Genomic DNA, 14,955 nt, shown 5'->3' with positions numbered 1-14,955 from the left:
GTCAGCGGGTTTTGTCCAAACGCGACAGTGCTTCCTCGTAACCCGAGACCAGCTCCGCGATCACGTCGGCGACCGGGCGCACCCGGTCCATCCGCCCGACGATCTGGCCGACCGGCATCGAGACCACACTCGGATCCGCCGCGTGGTGGATCCGGTTGTGCGCGTGGGAGACCAGCAGGTTCTGCAAGGGCATCGGCAGCGGTTCGGGCGCGTCGGGCGAGGCCCACGCCTCGGTCCACCGCGTTTTGAGCAGCCGCGCCGGTTTGCCGGTGTAGATCCGTGTCCGGACGGTGTCGGACGAGCCCGCCGCGACGAGCGCGCGCTGCATCGCCTCGGACTCCCCCATCGTCTGGAGGTACTCCTCGGTGGCGAGCCAGAAGGAACCCATCCACACCCCGGACGCGCCCAGCGCGAGCGCCGCCGCGACCTGCCTGCCCGAACCGATCCCGCCCGCGGCGAGCACCGGCACGCGGTCACCGACGGCGTCGGCCACCTCGGGCAGCAGGACCATCGACGCGATCTCGCCGGTGTGCCCGCCCGCCTCGTAGCCTTGCGCCACAACGATGTCGACGCCGTTGTCGACGTGCCGGACGGCGTGCTCGGCCTTGCCCGCCAACGCCGCGACCGGCACACCCTTCGCGTGACACTGCTCGATGACGTCCACCGGCGGTGAGCCCAGGGCGTTGGCGATCAACCGGATGGGGTGTTTCAGCGCGACCTCGACATGCGACCGGGCGACCGAATGCAGCCAGCCCAGCACTCCCGCGCGTTCGTCGGTGTCGTCCGGCAGCGGCGGCACCGCGAGGTCGCGCAGCGTCCTCTCCACGAAGTCGCGATGCCCCTGCGGGATGTGTTTCGCGAGATCGATCGACGTCCCTTCGGCCGGGATCTTGGCGGGCATCACGATGTCGACGCCGTACGGTTTGCCGCCGGTGTTCTCGTCCATCCACGACAGGACGGCGTCGAGTTCGGCGGCGTCGTTGAACCGCACGCAGCCCAGCACACCCATGCCGCCCGCCCGGCTGATCGCCGCGGCGACGTGTTCGGACGGGGTGAACCCGACGATCGGCAGGTCGATCCCGAGCCGGTCGCACAGAGACGTCCGCATGAAACTCCTTTACGCCGGTTGGATGGTGACGGGCTCGTGCTCGGTCGCGTAGCGCTCCGCCCAGGGATAGTCCGGTTTCCCGCTGGGCGACCGGCCGATCTCCTCGGCGAGCCAGAGGCTGCGCGGCACCTTGTACCCCGCGATCTCGGTCCGCACATGCGCTTCGAGCGCGGCGAAGTCCAGTTCCTTGCCCGCCCTCGGCTGGATCACCGCGGCCACCCGCTGGCCGAGCCGGTCGTCGGGGATGCCGATGACGAGCGCGTCGAAGACGTCCGGATGCGACTTCAGCGCGCCCTCGACTTCCTCCGGGTACACCTTCTCGCCGCCGGTGTTCACGCACTGTGATCCCCGGCCGAGCAGCGTCACCGTGAGGTCTTCTTCGTAGCGCGCGTAGTCACCCGGCACGACGTACCGCTTGCCGTCGACCTCGACGAAGATCTTCTCGGTCTTCGCGGGATCCTTGTAGTAGCCGAGCGGGACGTGCCCGCGCCGGGCGATCAGCCCGATCGCGCCCGGCTTCGGATCGACGAGCGCGCCGTCGTCGTCCACCAGGATGGCGTCCTTGCCGAAGTTGACCCGGGGGCCGGCGGAATGGTCGCTGTCCTTGCTGACCATGCCGATCCCGGTGAACCCGCTTTCCGACGACCCGATCGCGTCGGTGATCACCACATGCGGGAGCAGCGCCAGGAATTCCTGCTTCACCGACTGGGAGAACAGGGCGGCGTGACTCGACACCGCGACGATCGACGACGCGTCGTAGTCGCCCTCGCGATAGGCGTCGATCAAGGGCCGCGCCATCGCGTCGCCGACGATCGTGAGCACCTGGACCTTGTTGTCCTGCACCGCTTTCCAGACCTCGTGCGCGTCGAACCGCGGGACGAACACGACCGGGCTGCCGGTGAAGAGCGCGCCGAACGCGGCCCACTGCGCGGCCCCGTGGATCAGCGGCGCCGCCGGGAGCCGGACCAGGCTGCCCGACTTGCCCTGTTCGGCGAGCGTCCATTCGTCGGGGACGTACTCGCCGGTGACGAAGTTGATGCCGCCGCCGAGCGCGCGCCAGATGTCCTCGTGGCGCCACAGGACGCCCTTCGGATACCCCGTCGTGCCGCCGGTGTAGAGGATGTAGATGTCGTCGGCGCTGCGCTCGGCGAAGTCGCGCTCGGGCGAGCCTTCCGCGAGCGCGGCTTCGTAGTCCACGCCACCATAGGACGAGCAGTCGCCGTCGCTTCCGTCGTCGACAACGACAACGTGTTTCAGTTTCGGCGTTTCCGGCAGAACGGCCGCGACCTTGTCCGAATACTGGCGCTCGTGGACCAGCGCCACGAGGTCGGCGTTGTCGAACAGGTACCGCAGCTCGCCGTGGACGTAGCGGTAGTTGACGTTGACCGCGATCGCGCGCAGCTTGTACGCGGCGATCATCGATTCCAGGGCTTCGATCGAGTTCCGGGAATAGACACCGATATGGGAGCCAGGTCCCACGCCGTGTGCCGCGAGGTGATGCGCCAGCCGGTTGGCGCGCTCTTCCAGTTCGGCGAAGGTGACCCGCCGATCGCCGCAGACGACCGCGATGCGCTCCGGCACGGCGTCGACGGCGTGCTCGAGTAGATCCGCGATGTTGAGTGCCACGTCCCCAAAGTAGAACATGTTATCGTTCCGGGCAATGGCCGCGATTTCAACGGAGGCTCTGGTGGGCGAACCGCACGCGCTGGTGGAAAAGATCGAACACACTCTCGTGGTCACGATGAACCGGCCCGAGGCCCGCAACGCGCTCAGCGGCGAGATGCTCGGGATCATGGTCGAGGCGTGGAACCGGGTGGACGAGGACGAAGACGTCCGGTGCTGTGTGCTCACCGGCGCGGGCGGCGCGTTCTGCGCGGGCGCGGACCTGAAGTCGATGTCGAAGAACTCGCCGAGCGACTCGTTCGAGAAGGGCACGTTCGACCCCAGCCGGATCGAGGGCCTGCTCAAGGGGCGAAGGCTGACGAAACCGTTGATCGCGGCCGTCGAAGGCCCGGCGATCGCGGGCGGGACGGAGATCCTGCAAGGTACCGATATCCGCGTCGCGGGCGAGAGCGCGAAGTTCGGCGTGTCCGAGGCGCGGTGGAGCCTGTTCCCGATGGGCGGTTCGGCCGTCCGGCTCCCCCGCCAGATCCCGTACACCGTCGCCGCCGACCTGCTGCTGACCGGACGGCACATCACTGCGGCCGAGGCGCTGGAGATCGGCCTGATCGGGCACGTCGTCCCGGACGGGAAGGCCCTGGACAAGGCGATGGAACTGGCCGGCCTGATCGCCGCGAACGGGCCGCTCGCGGTCCGCGCGATCCTCAAGACGATGCGCGACACCGAGGGCATGCACGAGGAAGAAGCCTTCAAGCTCGACGCCCAGTACGGCATCGAGGTCTTCAAGAGCGAAGACGCGAAGGAGGGCCCCCGCGCCTTCGCCGAGAAGCGCAAGCCCGTCTTCCGGAACCGCTGACGCGTTTCGTCCTCTGGATGCGGTAGTTCGCCGGTGAACTACCGCATCCAGAGGACTGATTGCGTCAGGGGGCCTGGTGGCCTTCCCAGTAGGGGTCGCGGAGCTTGCGCTTGTAGAGCTTCCCGTTCGGGTCACGCGGGAGTTCGGGCAAGTAGTCGACGGAACGCGGGAGCTTGAACTTCGCCAGCCGGGCGGAGGCGTACTCGAGGATCTCCGCGGTCAGCTCGTCGGAGGGCTCGATACCGTCCGCGGGCTGCACGACCGCCTTGATCGCCTCGCCCCAGTCCTCGTGCGGGACGCCGAACACCGCGATGTCGGCGATCTTCGGGTGCATCACCAGCTCGCCCTCGATCTCCGCCGGGTAGACGTTGACCCCGCCCGAGATGATCAGATCTGCCTTGCGGTCGTGCAGGAAAAGGTAGCCGTCTTCGTCGAGATGCCCGACGTCGCCGAGGGTGAACAGGTCCCCGACCCGCGCTTTGTCCGTCTTGGCCCGGTCCTTGTGGTACTCGAACTTCGAGTCGCCCATCTTCATGTACACGGTGCCGGTCTCGCCGGCGGGCAACTCCGCTCCCTCGTCGTCGAGGATCTTGATCGTCGAGCCCGGCCACGGCAGCCCCACCGAACCCGGCTTCTTCAGCCACTCCTCGCCCGAGATCGCGGTCCCGCCGCCTTCGGTGGCCGCGTAGTACTCGGTGACGACCGGGCCCCACCAGTCGAGCATCCGGCGTTTGACCTCGAGCGGACAAGGCGCGGCGCCGTGGATCATCACGCGCAGCGAGCTCAGGTCGTGGGCCGCGCGGACGTCGTCCGGCAGTCCGAGCAGGCGCCGGAACTGCGTCGGGACCATATGGCTGTGCGTGACGCGGTGCCGCTCGATCAGCCGCAGCATGTCCTCGGCGTCCCAGCGGTCCATCAGCACCGCGGTATGGCCCAGCTGCAGGGAAATCGCGACGAAGTTGAGCACGGCCGTGTGATAGAGCGGCGATCCGCACAGGTGCACGTGCTCGTCGTGCGGCGCCAGCCCGAAGATCCCGAAGAACCACGTCGACGCGCCGGGCACGGAATCGGGGTCGGCGCCGGACAACGGCCGCCGGACCCCCTTCGGCCGTCCCGTGGTCCCCGACGTGTACAGCATCGGCGAGCCCGCCGTACGCCTTTCGGGACGCCCGTCGCCTTCACCCGAACCGAGTTCCTCGATCCGCCTGAAGCCCGCGACGTCACCGACGGCGAACCGCCCTCGCTCGGGGATCCCGGCCTCGTCGGCCGCGGCGATCGCGACGTCGGCGAACCGTTCGTGCGCGAGGAACGCCTTGGCGCCGCTGTCGGCGAGGATGTAGGCGACCTCCGGCCCGACCAGATGCCAGTTGACCACCACGATGTACAGCCCGGATTGGATGGCGGCGAAGTAGGCCGCCACGAGTTCGTCGCCGTTGGGCTGCAGGACGACGACCACGTCCCCGGCCTCGAGCCCGAGGGCTTGCAGACCCCTGGCGTACGCGTTCGCTTTCGCGGCCAGGTCCCCGTAGCCGATCGAGCGGCCGTCCGGATCGACGAGCGCGACCCGCTCGGGCTCCTGCGCGGCGATGTTCCAGACCCCAAGTGTCCCGGTAGCAGTCGACATACCCGCGAATCTAGAACGCGTTCCACCCAAGGGCAACCACCAGGCGGGCCGAGATGGCCGATCTTGCCGTCAAATCGAGAACGTGTTTCACTCAGACGGTGAGCGCACCTGAACTCCCGCTGTCGGCCCCGCTCAACGTGGGCTTCGACTACACGCGTTCGGTCGGCCCGGTGCTCGGCCGGTTCGTCAACGCCCTGCGCGAGCGCCGTGTCGAAGGCGTCCGGGGCAGCGACGGCCGCGTCCACGTGCCGCCACTGGAATACGATCCCGTGACCGCCGAGGCGCTGTCCGAATTCGTGCCGGTGGCCTCCGAAGGCGAGATCGTCTCCTGGTCCTGGATCGCCGAACCGCTCGACGGCCAGCCGTTGTCGCGGCCGTTCGCGTGGGCGCTGGTCAAACTCGACGGCGCCGACACCGCGATCCTGCACGCCGTCGACGCCGGCAGCCCTTCGAACGTCCACACCGGACAGCGCGTGCGCGTCCGGTGGGCGGAGGAGACGGTCGGCCACATCAGGGACATCGCCTACTTCGTCCCCGCCGACGGTCCCGACACCGAGCCCACCGAGGCACCGCCGCCGGTCGCGAAACGCGAGGAGAACGCGCCCGTCAGCGTGGTGATCACACCGATCCACCTGCGCTACGAGCATTCCGCGTCCCCGGAGGAAAGCCGGTACCTGCGAGGGCTCGCCGAAGGCAAGCTGATCGGCCAGCGCTGCCCGTCCTGCGAGAAGGTCTACATCCCGCCGCGCGGCGCCTGCCCGACCGACGGCGTCCCGACCACCGACGAGGTCGAACTGCCCGACACCGGCATCGTCACCACGTTCTGCATCGTGAACGTGCCGTTCCTCGGCCAGAAGATCAAACCGCCGTACGTCGCCGCGTACATCCTGCTCGACGGCGCGGACATCGCGTTCCTGCACTTGGTGCTCGGCTGCGACGCCGCCGACGTCCGGATGGGCATGCGCGTGCGCGCCGCCTGGAAACCCCGGGACGAGTGGTGGACGTCGCTGGAGAACATCGGCCATTTCGCACCGACCGGCGAACCCGACGCGCCGTACGAATCCTTCGCCCACCATCTGTGAGGACCACAGTGCCAGATGTAGCTGTCGTGGGCTTCGCGCAGGCCCCCAACGTCCGCAGTACCCCGGGCACCACCAACGGCGTGGAAATGCTGGTGCCGATCTTCGCCGAGGTGCTCGAGCGCACCGGTCTGTCCAAAGAGGACATCGGATTCTGGTGCTCGGGTTCTTCGGACTACCTCGCGGGCCGCGCGTTCTCCTTCATCGCGGCCGTCGACGCCATCGGCGCCTTCCCGCCGATCCACGAGTCGCACGTCGAGATGGACGCCGCCTGGGCGTTGTACGAGGCGTGGCTCAAGATCCGGATGGGCGAGGTCGAAACGGCGCTCGTCTACGGCTTCGGGAAGTCTTCCGCCGGTCAGCTGCGGCGGGTGCTGGCCTTGCAGATGGACCCCTACGTCGTCGCGCCGCTGTGGCCGGATTCGGTGAGTGTCGCCGGGATCCAGGCGAGGCTGGGGCTCGAAGCGGGTCTCTGGTCCGAAAAGGATCTCGCCGAAGTCGCCGCGCGCAGCCGCGCCGACGCCACCGGGAACCCCGCCGCCCAGGTCTCGGGCACGGTCGAGGTCGCCGACCTTCTCGACGCCCCGTACTTCGCGGATCCCTTGCGGGCGCACGACATCGCACCCGTCACCGACGGTGCCGCCGTCCTCGTGCTCGCTTCGGCGGAGCGGGCGGCGGACCTCGTCGACAGCCCCGCGGTGATCACCGGGATCGAGCACCGGGTCGACTCCCCCGCGCTCGGCGTCCGGGACCTCACCCGGTCGCCGTCCACGGCGGCCGCCGGACGGGCGCTCGACCTCGACGGCGTCGAACTCGCCGAACTGCACGCGCCGTTCACCCATCAGGAATTGATCCTGCGCGACGCGCTGGGCCTCGGTGAGCAGGTGCGGATCAACCCCTCGGGCGGTGTCCTCACCGGCAATCCGATGTTCTCGGCGGGGCTGGCGCGGATCGGCGAGGCGGCGAACCACATCCTCGACGGCAGCGCGCGCAAGACCCTCGCCCACGCGACCAGCGGCCCCGTCCTCCAGCAGAACCTGGTCGCGACCTTGGAGGTCCTCTCGTGAAGCACCTCGCGGCCGTCTTGGGAACCGGCCAGACCCACCACAAGGCCAAACGCACCGACGTGTCCATGCCGGGGCTGCTCCGGGAGGCCATCGACAGGGCGATGCTCGACGCGCAGACCGGCTGGGACGACATCGACGCCGTCGTCCTCGGCAAGGCTCCGGACCTGTTCGAGGGCGTGATGATGCCCGAGCTGTTCCTCGCCGACTCGCTCGGCGCGAACGGGAAACCGTTGCTGCGCGTGCACACCGCGGGTTCGGTCGGCGGGTCGACAGCGCTCGTGGCGGCGTCGCTGGTGCAGGCGGGAGTGCACAAGCGGGTCCTCACGGTGGCCTTCGAAAAGCAGTCGGAATCGAACGCGATGTGGGGCCTGTCGATCCTTCCGCCGTTCCAGATGCCGGTGGGTGCCGGCGCGGGCGGCTACTTCGCGCCGCACGTGCGCTCCTACATCCGGCGGTCCGGCGCTCCCGATCACATCGGCGCGATCGTGGCGGCCAAGGACCGGCGCAACGGCGCCCTGAATCCGTACGCGCATTTGCGGCAGTCCGACATCACCGTGGAATCGGTGCAGGCGTCGCAGATGCTGTGGGATCCGATCCGCTACGACGAAACCTGCCCGTCTTCGGACGGCGCTTGCGCGATGGTGATCGGCGACGAAGCCTCGGGCGACGCCGTTTCCGGTGGGGCGGCGTGGATCCACGCGACCGCGATGCGCACCGAGCCGACGACGTTCGCCGGCCGCGACCAGGTCAACCCCCAAGCGGGGCGCGACGCCGCCGCCGCGCTGTGGCGCGACGCGGGGATCATCGACCCACTGTCCGAAGTGGACGCCGCCGAGATCTACGTGCCGTTCTCCTGGTTCGAGCCGATGTGGCTGGAGAACCTGGGGTTCACCGACGAGGGCCAGGGCTGGAAGCTCACCGAGGCGGGCGAAACCGCGCTCGGTGGCCGGTTGCCGATCAACCCGTCGGGCGGCGTGCTGTCGTCGAACCCGATCGGCGCGTCCGGGATGCTGCGGTTCTCCGAAGCGGCCAAACAGGTGATGGGCCGCGCCGGGGACTACCAGGTCGACGGCGCGCGGATCGCGCTCGGGCACGCGTACGGCGGCGGTTCGCAGTTCTTCTCGATGTGGGTGGTGGGTTCGGCCAAGCCTGGTTCCTGAGCCGAGCTAATCCCGGCGGCGGGGCCGGAGGCGTTGCGCGGCCAGTGTCGCGACCACCCCGGTCACCGCGCCCACCAGCACCGGTTTGAGGCCGTGCCGATCGGACCGCGCCACCACCGGCCGCACCACCACGGGCGGCGGCGGGCGGACCGGATCCGCCGGAGCGTCCCGCGCCGTCGCCGTCCAGGCCGTGACGAACACCAGCATCCTGGCCACGAGCGAGATGAAGAAGATGAGGCCGATGATGGAGCCGAACGCGACCCCGGTCGGCGAGTTCCCGATCAACCGCAGGTAGATTCCCCCGGCTTGCTTCAGCAGCTCGAAGCCCAGCGCCAGCGCGACCGCGCCGCGCATCGCGCTGCGGACCCCGACCGGTTTCCGCGGCAGCCGGGTGAGCACCCAGAGGAACACGAGCCAGTTGGCCAGCAGTGCCAAGGGAATCGAGATCGCCGACAGCACGTTGTGCCCCCAGGCGGTGTCGTCCACCCCGGCCAGTCCCAGCAGGTACCGGCCGAGCGCCGACCCGGAAATGGTGATGGCGAAGGACACCAGCAGCGCCGTCGCGAGGCCGAGCAGCGCGAGCAGGTCCGCGCCGATCGTGCGCAGCAGCGGGAGATCCGACCGGTTCTGGCCCCACAGCGCGGTGAGCGCGTCCCGCAGCGAGTTCATCCAGTTCCAGCCGGAGTACAACCCGATGATCAGACCGATGAGCCCGACGCTGGTGCGCTGCTCGACGAATCCGGTGAGCAGGTCCCCGGCCTTGTCGCCGAGGCCGCCGGGCAGCGTGCCGGTGATCGCGTTCAGCATCGACTCGATCAGCTGCGGCTGGCTCGCCAGCACGAAGCCCGCCACCGACACCGCGACCATGAGGATGGGCACCAGCGAGAACAGGCTGAAGTAGGTGATCGACGCGACGTAGTGGTAACCGCCGTACTCGATGTAGCGGTTCACCGCCCGCGCCACATGGTCCAGCCAGCGGTAGCGGGCGCGCAGCCGCTTCCATTTCGTCGGTGCTTGCTTCTCCCTCACACGCCAATGTCTACCCCAGCGAGGTCACGGCTCGTGGGCAACACGCGATCAAGCGAGCGCGATCAGCTCCGAGCCGTCGTCCTCGGGCAGGGACGGACCCGCTGTCGCCAGCACGGTGTTGCCGAGAAAGTCCAGCTCACAGCCGAGCGTGGAGAGGAACGCGGTGTCGGCGGCGTCCCGCCCGGTCGCGATCCGGCTCAGGCTCTGCCTCGGCGCGAGACCGGTGGCGTCGAATACGTACCAGCGGCCGTCGATCGCGGCCTCGAAGACGGCGTGGAAGTCCATTGGGGACAGTCCGGGCGCGTAGACCGCGACGAATCGGGCGGGGATGTCGATCACGCGGCACAGTGAGATGCAGACGTGCGCGAAGTCGCGGCACACCCCTTCGCCTGCCAGGTAGGTGTCGACGGCGTCGTCGGTCGGCGAGCCGGAACCGACCACATAGGACAGGTGCTCGCCCACATGCTCGACGATCGCCTCGACCTGGCTGCGCGCGTCGGGGAGCCGGCCGAACCGCGAAAGCGCGAGCCCGCCCATCCGGTCCGACGGGCAGTACCGGCTCGGCCGGGTGTAGCGGATGAGGTCTTCCATGCCGACGCGTTCGGCTTCGGCGTGGCCGAGCGCGCGTTCGGCCCGGTACCGCACGACGTGCTCACCGGTGGGCAGGTCGAGGACCTGGGCACGGGTCCCGTGTTCGAACACCACCTGGCGCGGCGGCGCGGGATAGGCGAACTCCTCCTGCTCGGCCCCGCCCGCGAACGCGACCACGAACGCGGCGGGGCCGGGTTTCGTGACCCGGAAGGACATTTCGACGTCGACCTGAACGTGGGGACCCATGGCCCCATGGTGCCCCACGGCGTCGCTCCGGGCTGATCAGGCGTAACGGACCTGGTAGTGCTTGATCCCGTTGAGCCAGCTCGACCGGAGCCGATCGGGCTGGGCGACTTCGCTGATGTTCGGCATGACATCGGCGATGGCGTTGAAGATCAGGTCGATCTCGAGCCGCGCGAGGTTGGCGCCGATGCAGTAGTGCGAGCCCGTGCCGCCGAAGCCGACGTGCGGGTTGTCCTCGCGGAGGATGTCGAACTTCTCCGGCTCGTCGAAGTGGTCCGGGTCGAAGTTCGCGGAGCTGTAGAACATCCCGACCCGGTCGCCCTTGCGGATGTGCTGCCCGCCGAGTTCGGTGTCCCTGGTCGCGGTGCGCTGGAAGGCGACCACCGGCGTGGCCCAGCGGACGATCTCGTCCGGCGCGGTCTTCGGCCGCTCCTTCTTGTACAGCTCCCACTGATCGGGGTGATCCAGGAACGCCTTCATCCCGTGGGTGATCGCGTTGCGCGTCGTCTCGTTGCCCGCGACGGCGAGCAGGATGACGAAGAAGCCGAATTCGTCGGAGGCCAGCGATTCGCCGTCGACGTCGGCCTGCACCAGCTTGGTGACGATGTCGTCCATCGGGCACTTGCGCCGCTCTTCGGCCATGTTCCAGGCGTAGCCGACGATCTCCGCGGACGCGGCGAGCGGTTCGACCTCGTACTCGGGATCGTCGTAGGAGACCATCTGGTTGGACCAGTCGAAGATCTTGAGCCGGTCTTCCTGCGGGATGCCGATCAGTTCGGCGATGGCCTGCAAGGGAAGTTCGCACGCGACGTCGACGACGAAATCTCCGGAGCCCTTTTTCTTGGCCTCGCTGACGATCCGCTCCGCGCGATCGCGCAGGGTGTCCTCGAGTTTCGAGATCGACCTCGGGGTGAAGCCCTTCGACACGATCCGGCGCAGCTTCGTGTGCTGCGGGGCGTCCATGTTGAGCAGGACCAGTCGATTGGCTTCGAGACTGTCATCCGTCATGTTCTCGTCGAACCGGATGATCGCGGTCTTCTCCCGGGACGAGAACAGCTCGCTGTCCCTCGACACCGCCTTGACGTCCTCGAGCCGGCTGACGACCCAGTAGCCGTCATCGCGGAAGCCCGCGGTGTTGTGCGGCTGCGGGTTCCACCAGACAGGTGCCGTACGGCGGAGTTCCGCGAACTCCGCCAGAGGCAGTCTGGTGGCGTACAGATCCGGATCGGTGAAATCGAAACCGGCGGGGATCAGGGGAGCGGCCACGGGCTACCTCCTACGCGGTTCGCCAATGAAACACGTTCTAGACCCGATTGAAGCATATGGCGCCCATCACGTGAAGGGTTTTAGTGAAACCCGTTAACTAAACCGAGTCGGCTCGCGGACCGCCTGCAAGAAGCGACAACGGCGACCAGTGATCAAAATAAGGCCGACCCTGGGACGACTTGCCCAAATCGAGAACGTGTTCTACTTTTTCCGTAGTGAACAGTGTTTCCCCAGGAGGCGAACGTGGGTAGTCCGGTGATCGTCGAGGCGGTCCGCACCCCTGTCGGCAAGCGCAGGGGTCACCTGGCGGGGCTGCATGCCGCCGAGATCCTCGGCGTGGCGCAGCGCGCCCTGCTCGAACGCGCGGGACTCGATCCCGCGCTGATCGAACAGGCGATCGGCGGCGCGGTGACCCAGGCCGGCGAGCAGGCCGGCAACGTCACGCGGACGGCGTGGCTGCACGCCGGACTCCCCGAGACCACCGGCGCGACCACCATCGACGCCCAATGCGGCTCGGCGCAGCAAGCGACGCATCTGATCGCCGGGCTCATCGCGGCCGGGGCGATCGACGCCGGAGTCTCCTGCGGCGTCGAGGCGATGAGCCGGGTACCGCTCGGCGCGAACCGCGGTGAGGGCATCGGCACGCCACGGCCGGAATCGTGGTCGATCGACATGCCGAACCAGTACGGCGCGGCCGAGCGGATCGCGGAACGCCGCGGCATCACCCGCCACGACGTCGACCGGTTCGGGACCGCCTCGCAGGTCAAAGCCGCCGCCGCGTGGGCGGCCGGACACTTCGACCGCGAGGTCGTCGCGGTGAAGGCACCCGTGCTCGGCGAGGACGGCGCACCGACCGGCGAGACCCGGCTGGTGACCCGCGATCAGGGCCTGCGCGACACGACCGTCGAGGGCCTCGCCAAGCTCAAGCCCGTCCTCGAAGGCGGCGTGCACACGGCGGGGACGTCTTCGCAGATCTCCGACGGCGCGGCCGCCCTCCTCCTGATGGACTCGGACCGGGCCCGGGCACTGGGCCTCGCGCCGCGAGCGCGGATCGTCTCGCAGGCCTTGGTCGGCGCCGAGCCGTACTACCACCTCGACGGTCCCGTGCAGGCGACCGAACGCGTTCTGGCCAAGGCGGGGATGACGATCGGCGACCTCGACCTCTTCGAAGTCAACGAGGCCTTCGCTTCGGTCGTGTTGTCGTGGCAACGGGTGCACCGGCCCGACGAGGACAAGGTCAACGTGAACGGTGGCGCGATCGCGCTCGGGCATCCCGTCGGCAGCACCGGCGCCCGCCTGCTGACCACGGCGCTGCACGAACTGGAACGCCGCGACGCGAGCACCGCGCTGGTGACGATGTGTGCCGGCGGCGCGCTGTCCACCGGCACGATCATCGAACGGGTTTAGTGAGGGGTAAGGCGAACGCAGGTCCGTGAAGGCGGCAGTGGGACTTCGGTACGAGGGGTCGTGAGTGGCGAAGCGGGTTAGCACGACTTTCCCCTCACGACCACCCGTGCACGTGTGTCCGAATGTCGTGAAGGCCCCCTTTGCGACGATCATCGTCCCGAAGGGGGCCTTCACAACCCCCTTGCCTTACCTCTCGACAGCACCTGGCCCGAGGTGACTCGAGCGCCAGGCTCGAGGCAGTGAGCATCCCGCGCGAGGCATCACTCAAGCTGAGAGGTGTGTGGAAACAGGGACAGTGAACGTCCCTGTTTCCACACATCCCTACCGCTTCTCCGCACTCACGACCCACTGTGTGGATTTCTGGTCATCCAACGCCCCGAAATCCACACAGTCCAAATCCACACAGTCGACGTTCTCGGCCCGGCGTCGCGCAGGGGTCACTGAACCGACCGCGGACACGCCACCTATGCCTTACCCGCCAAGGGAACCGCCTCACCGCTCACGCCTGGTCCAGCGCGACCTCGACCACCGGACCGTTGTCCGGCCTCGCGAGCCGTTTGCTCCCCTGCCCCTCCTTCCAGAAGTCGAAATAGATGGTGTTGCCCTCGACCCAGGTCAGCACCACCTCGGTGAGGTCGAGCCGGAACACGTGTGCCTCGCCGTCGTCACCCTGCAGGCGGGCGACCTCCGCCGGATCGGTGATCTCGACGGCGTTGCCCGCCACCTTCGCGTCCGCGCCGCCGTCGTCGATCGCCGAGGCGGCGTGGATCGCGAACCTGCCGTCACGTTGCAGGTCCTTCGCCTTCATCGCGTTGATCATCGAACCGATCAGCAGATCCTGTTCACGGAAATCGACCTCACTGCCGCTGACCCGGGGCGACCCGTCCTTCCGGATTGTCGCCAGCACATGCGACTTCTCCGCGGTGAACCGCTCTTTGACCTTCTCCGCCAGCGCGGGTGCCTCTTCACTGAATCGCTGCCACGTCGCCATGGGGAACAGCCTCCCACCGGGGTCCGACAGTTTCGAGCGGTCAGGGCTGTCAGGGTCTTGGCGCCCCCATCGGATTCGGCAGCGGGATCGCGCCGGCGTCGAAGACGCGGCGGCTCAACGGCACGGCGATCCGCAGGACCTCGGCGGCACCGTCTTCACCCAGCGCATCCAGAGGACCGGTGGCGAGCCTGTCGGTCTCGTCCTCGATCCGTTGGCGCAGCGCGATTCCCGAATCGGTGAGCCGTCGATCGCCGTCGAGGATGCCTCGGCCGGTCAAACGCGCGACGCTCTCATCCCAGTCTTCGTCGGACCAGCCCCGGTTGACCTGGATGACCTCGCGTGTCACCGCCCCGCTGCCGATGTGGGTCAGCGTGGTGTCGAGCCCGCGCAGCCCGGCGGCGACGGCGGAAAGCACGTGACCGTCCCCGCGATGCTCGCGCAAGACCGTCGCCGCCAGCCAGACCCTCCCGGCGGCCGTGGCGGGCCGCGCGACCGACGACCAGGCGGCGGCGAGTGGCCTTCCCGCGTAGTCGCAGCCGGTGACGGCCTGTTCGAGCAGCTCGGCGAGCTCCTCGAAAGGCTTGTCAGCGGGCAGGATCCGGCGCAGCGCGACCTCGACGGCGTCCATCCGGGCCTGGAGCACGACAGCCGGTTCGGCGTATTTCCAGGCGTCGGGCAGGGATCGCGCGACCATCCGCGGGGCGAACCCGAAGAGCATCGCGGTCACGGGTGGTTCCGGCAGCGGCCCGAGCGGTGCCACACGTCCGGCGAAATAGCCCATCCACCAGCTCGGCAGGCCCACCGCCTTGGCCGCTGCCGCCGTTTCCGGGGCGAAGTAGACGACGGCGTGCAAGGGCTCGACCGCTTCCCAGAAACGGCGCTGAAGTGACGTCACGCCTCCATCTTGGCCTCGC

Annotated in this window: 13 protein-coding genes; 5 read left to right on the top strand and 8 right to left on the bottom strand. The window is 68.6% G+C overall.

All coding sequences use genetic code 11. The annotated features are described in order from the left end of the window. Position 1: 1 nt before the first annotated feature. Together HDA45_RS34710 and HDA45_RS34705 are read right to left on the bottom strand one after the other, a co-directional pair. On the bottom strand, positions 2-1,108 hold the full coding sequence (locus tag HDA45_RS34710; RefSeq protein WP_184902592.1) for an NAD(P)H-dependent flavin oxidoreductase: 1,107 nt from the start codon (positions 1,106-1,108) through the stop codon (positions 2-4). 9 nt (positions 1,109-1,117) lie between these two features. Beyond that, positions 1,118-2,734, bottom strand: coding sequence for an AMP-binding protein (locus HDA45_RS34705; RefSeq protein WP_184902590.1), 1,617 nt, complete (start codon positions 2,732-2,734; stop codon positions 1,118-1,120). Between the two features lie 61 nt (positions 2,735-2,795). Here HDA45_RS34705 and HDA45_RS34700 point away from each other — a divergent pair, with 61 nt between their 5' ends. Further along, positions 2,796-3,584 carry a crotonase/enoyl-CoA hydratase family protein gene (locus HDA45_RS34700; protein WP_184906341.1) on the top strand — a complete coding sequence of 263 codons (789 nt, stop codon included), beginning with the start codon at positions 2,796-2,798 and terminating at the stop codon, positions 3,582-3,584. A 64-nt stretch (positions 3,585-3,648) separates the two neighbouring features. Here the strand turns inward: HDA45_RS34700 and HDA45_RS34695 are convergent, their stop codons facing one another. Continuing rightward, positions 3,649-5,208: an acyl-CoA synthetase gene (locus HDA45_RS34695; RefSeq protein WP_184902588.1), complete on the bottom strand. Its 1,560-nt coding sequence runs from the start codon at positions 5,206-5,208 to the stop codon at positions 3,649-3,651. 53 nt (positions 5,209-5,261) lie between these two features. On the opposite strand from HDA45_RS34695, the gene HDA45_RS34690 reads away from it, so the two are divergent. Genes HDA45_RS34690 through HDA45_RS34680 form a run of 3 tightly spaced genes read left to right on the top strand, consistent with a single transcriptional unit; the run spans position 5,262 to position 8,514 of the window. Continuing rightward, a complete protein-coding gene (locus HDA45_RS34690) occupies positions 5,262-6,290 on the top strand; it encodes a Zn-ribbon domain-containing OB-fold protein (RefSeq protein ID WP_246480888.1) in 1,029 nt (342 codons plus the stop codon). A gap of 8 nt (positions 6,291-6,298) precedes the next feature. After that, entirely contained in the window at positions 6,299-7,354 is a 1,056-nt protein-coding gene (locus HDA45_RS34685) for a thiolase domain-containing protein (RefSeq protein WP_184902584.1), read from the top strand. Beyond that, positions 7,351-8,514, top strand: a complete 1,164-nt coding sequence (locus tag HDA45_RS34680; RefSeq protein WP_184902582.1) for a thiolase domain-containing protein — start codon at positions 7,351-7,353, stop codon at positions 8,512-8,514. The genes HDA45_RS34685 and HDA45_RS34680 overlap by 4 nt, the downstream gene beginning before the upstream one ends. A 6-nt stretch (positions 8,515-8,520) precedes the next feature. Here HDA45_RS34680 and HDA45_RS34675 read toward each other — a convergent pair whose 3' ends face one another. The 3 genes from HDA45_RS34675 to HDA45_RS34665 are packed head-to-tail and all read right to left on the bottom strand — an operon-like array spanning position 8,521 to position 11,643. After that, a complete protein-coding gene (locus tag HDA45_RS34675; protein WP_184902580.1) occupies positions 8,521-9,543 on the bottom strand; it encodes a YhjD/YihY/BrkB family envelope integrity protein in 1,023 nt (340 codons plus the stop codon). 48 nt (positions 9,544-9,591) lie between these two features. Continuing rightward, complete coding sequence (locus tag HDA45_RS34670) at positions 9,592-10,380, bottom strand: transglutaminase-like domain-containing protein (protein WP_184902578.1); 789 nt, start codon at positions 10,378-10,380, stop codon at positions 9,592-9,594. A 36-nt stretch (positions 10,381-10,416) separates the two neighbouring features. Beyond that, positions 10,417-11,643, bottom strand: coding sequence for a cytochrome P450 (locus HDA45_RS34665; protein ID WP_184902576.1), 1,227 nt, complete (start codon positions 11,641-11,643; stop codon positions 10,417-10,419). Positions 11,644-11,886: 243 nt separating this feature from the next. Between HDA45_RS34665 and HDA45_RS34660 the strand changes: the two genes are divergently transcribed. Beyond that, entirely contained in the window at positions 11,887-13,050 is a 1,164-nt protein-coding gene (locus tag HDA45_RS34660) for a steroid 3-ketoacyl-CoA thiolase (protein ID WP_184902574.1), read from the top strand. A 499-nt stretch (positions 13,051-13,549) separates the two neighbouring features. Here HDA45_RS34660 and HDA45_RS34655 read toward each other — a convergent pair whose 3' ends face one another. Both HDA45_RS34655 and HDA45_RS34650 read right to left on the bottom strand, forming a co-directional pair. Continuing rightward, entirely contained in the window at positions 13,550-14,041 is a 492-nt protein-coding gene (locus HDA45_RS34655) for a pyridoxamine 5'-phosphate oxidase family protein (RefSeq protein WP_184902572.1), read from the bottom strand. Between the two features lie 49 nt (positions 14,042-14,090). Next, a complete protein-coding gene (locus tag HDA45_RS34650) occupies positions 14,091-14,936 on the bottom strand; it encodes an SCO6745 family protein (RefSeq protein ID WP_184902570.1) in 846 nt (281 codons plus the stop codon). Between the last annotated feature and the right edge of the window lie 19 nt (positions 14,937-14,955).

This window comes from Amycolatopsis umgeniensis, assembly GCF_014205155.1.
GTDB classification, from domain to species: Bacteria; Actinomycetota; Actinomycetes; order Mycobacteriales; family Pseudonocardiaceae; genus Amycolatopsis; species Amycolatopsis umgeniensis.
This window is presented reverse-complemented; position numbering and strand designations above follow the sequence as displayed.

Bases quoted from the DNA above. Each gene is read 5' to 3' on its own strand.
- HDA45_RS34710 (WP_184902592.1), bottom strand. From the start codon at position 1,108: ATGCGGACGTCTCTGTGCGACCGGCTCGGGATCGACCTGCCGATCGTC.
- HDA45_RS34695 (WP_184902588.1), bottom strand. From the start codon at position 5,208: ATGTCGACTGCTACCGGGACACTTGGGGTCTGGAACATCGCCGCGCAG.
- HDA45_RS34690 (WP_246480888.1), top strand. From the start codon at position 5,262: ATGGCCGATCTTGCCGTCAAATCGAGAACGTGTTTCACTCAGACGGTG.
- HDA45_RS34670 (WP_184902578.1), bottom strand. From the start codon at position 10,380: ATGGGTCCCCACGTTCAGGTCGACGTCGAAATGTCCTTCCGGGTCACG.
- HDA45_RS34655 (WP_184902572.1), bottom strand. From the start codon at position 14,041: ATGGCGACGTGGCAGCGATTCAGTGAAGAGGCACCCGCGCTGGCGGAG.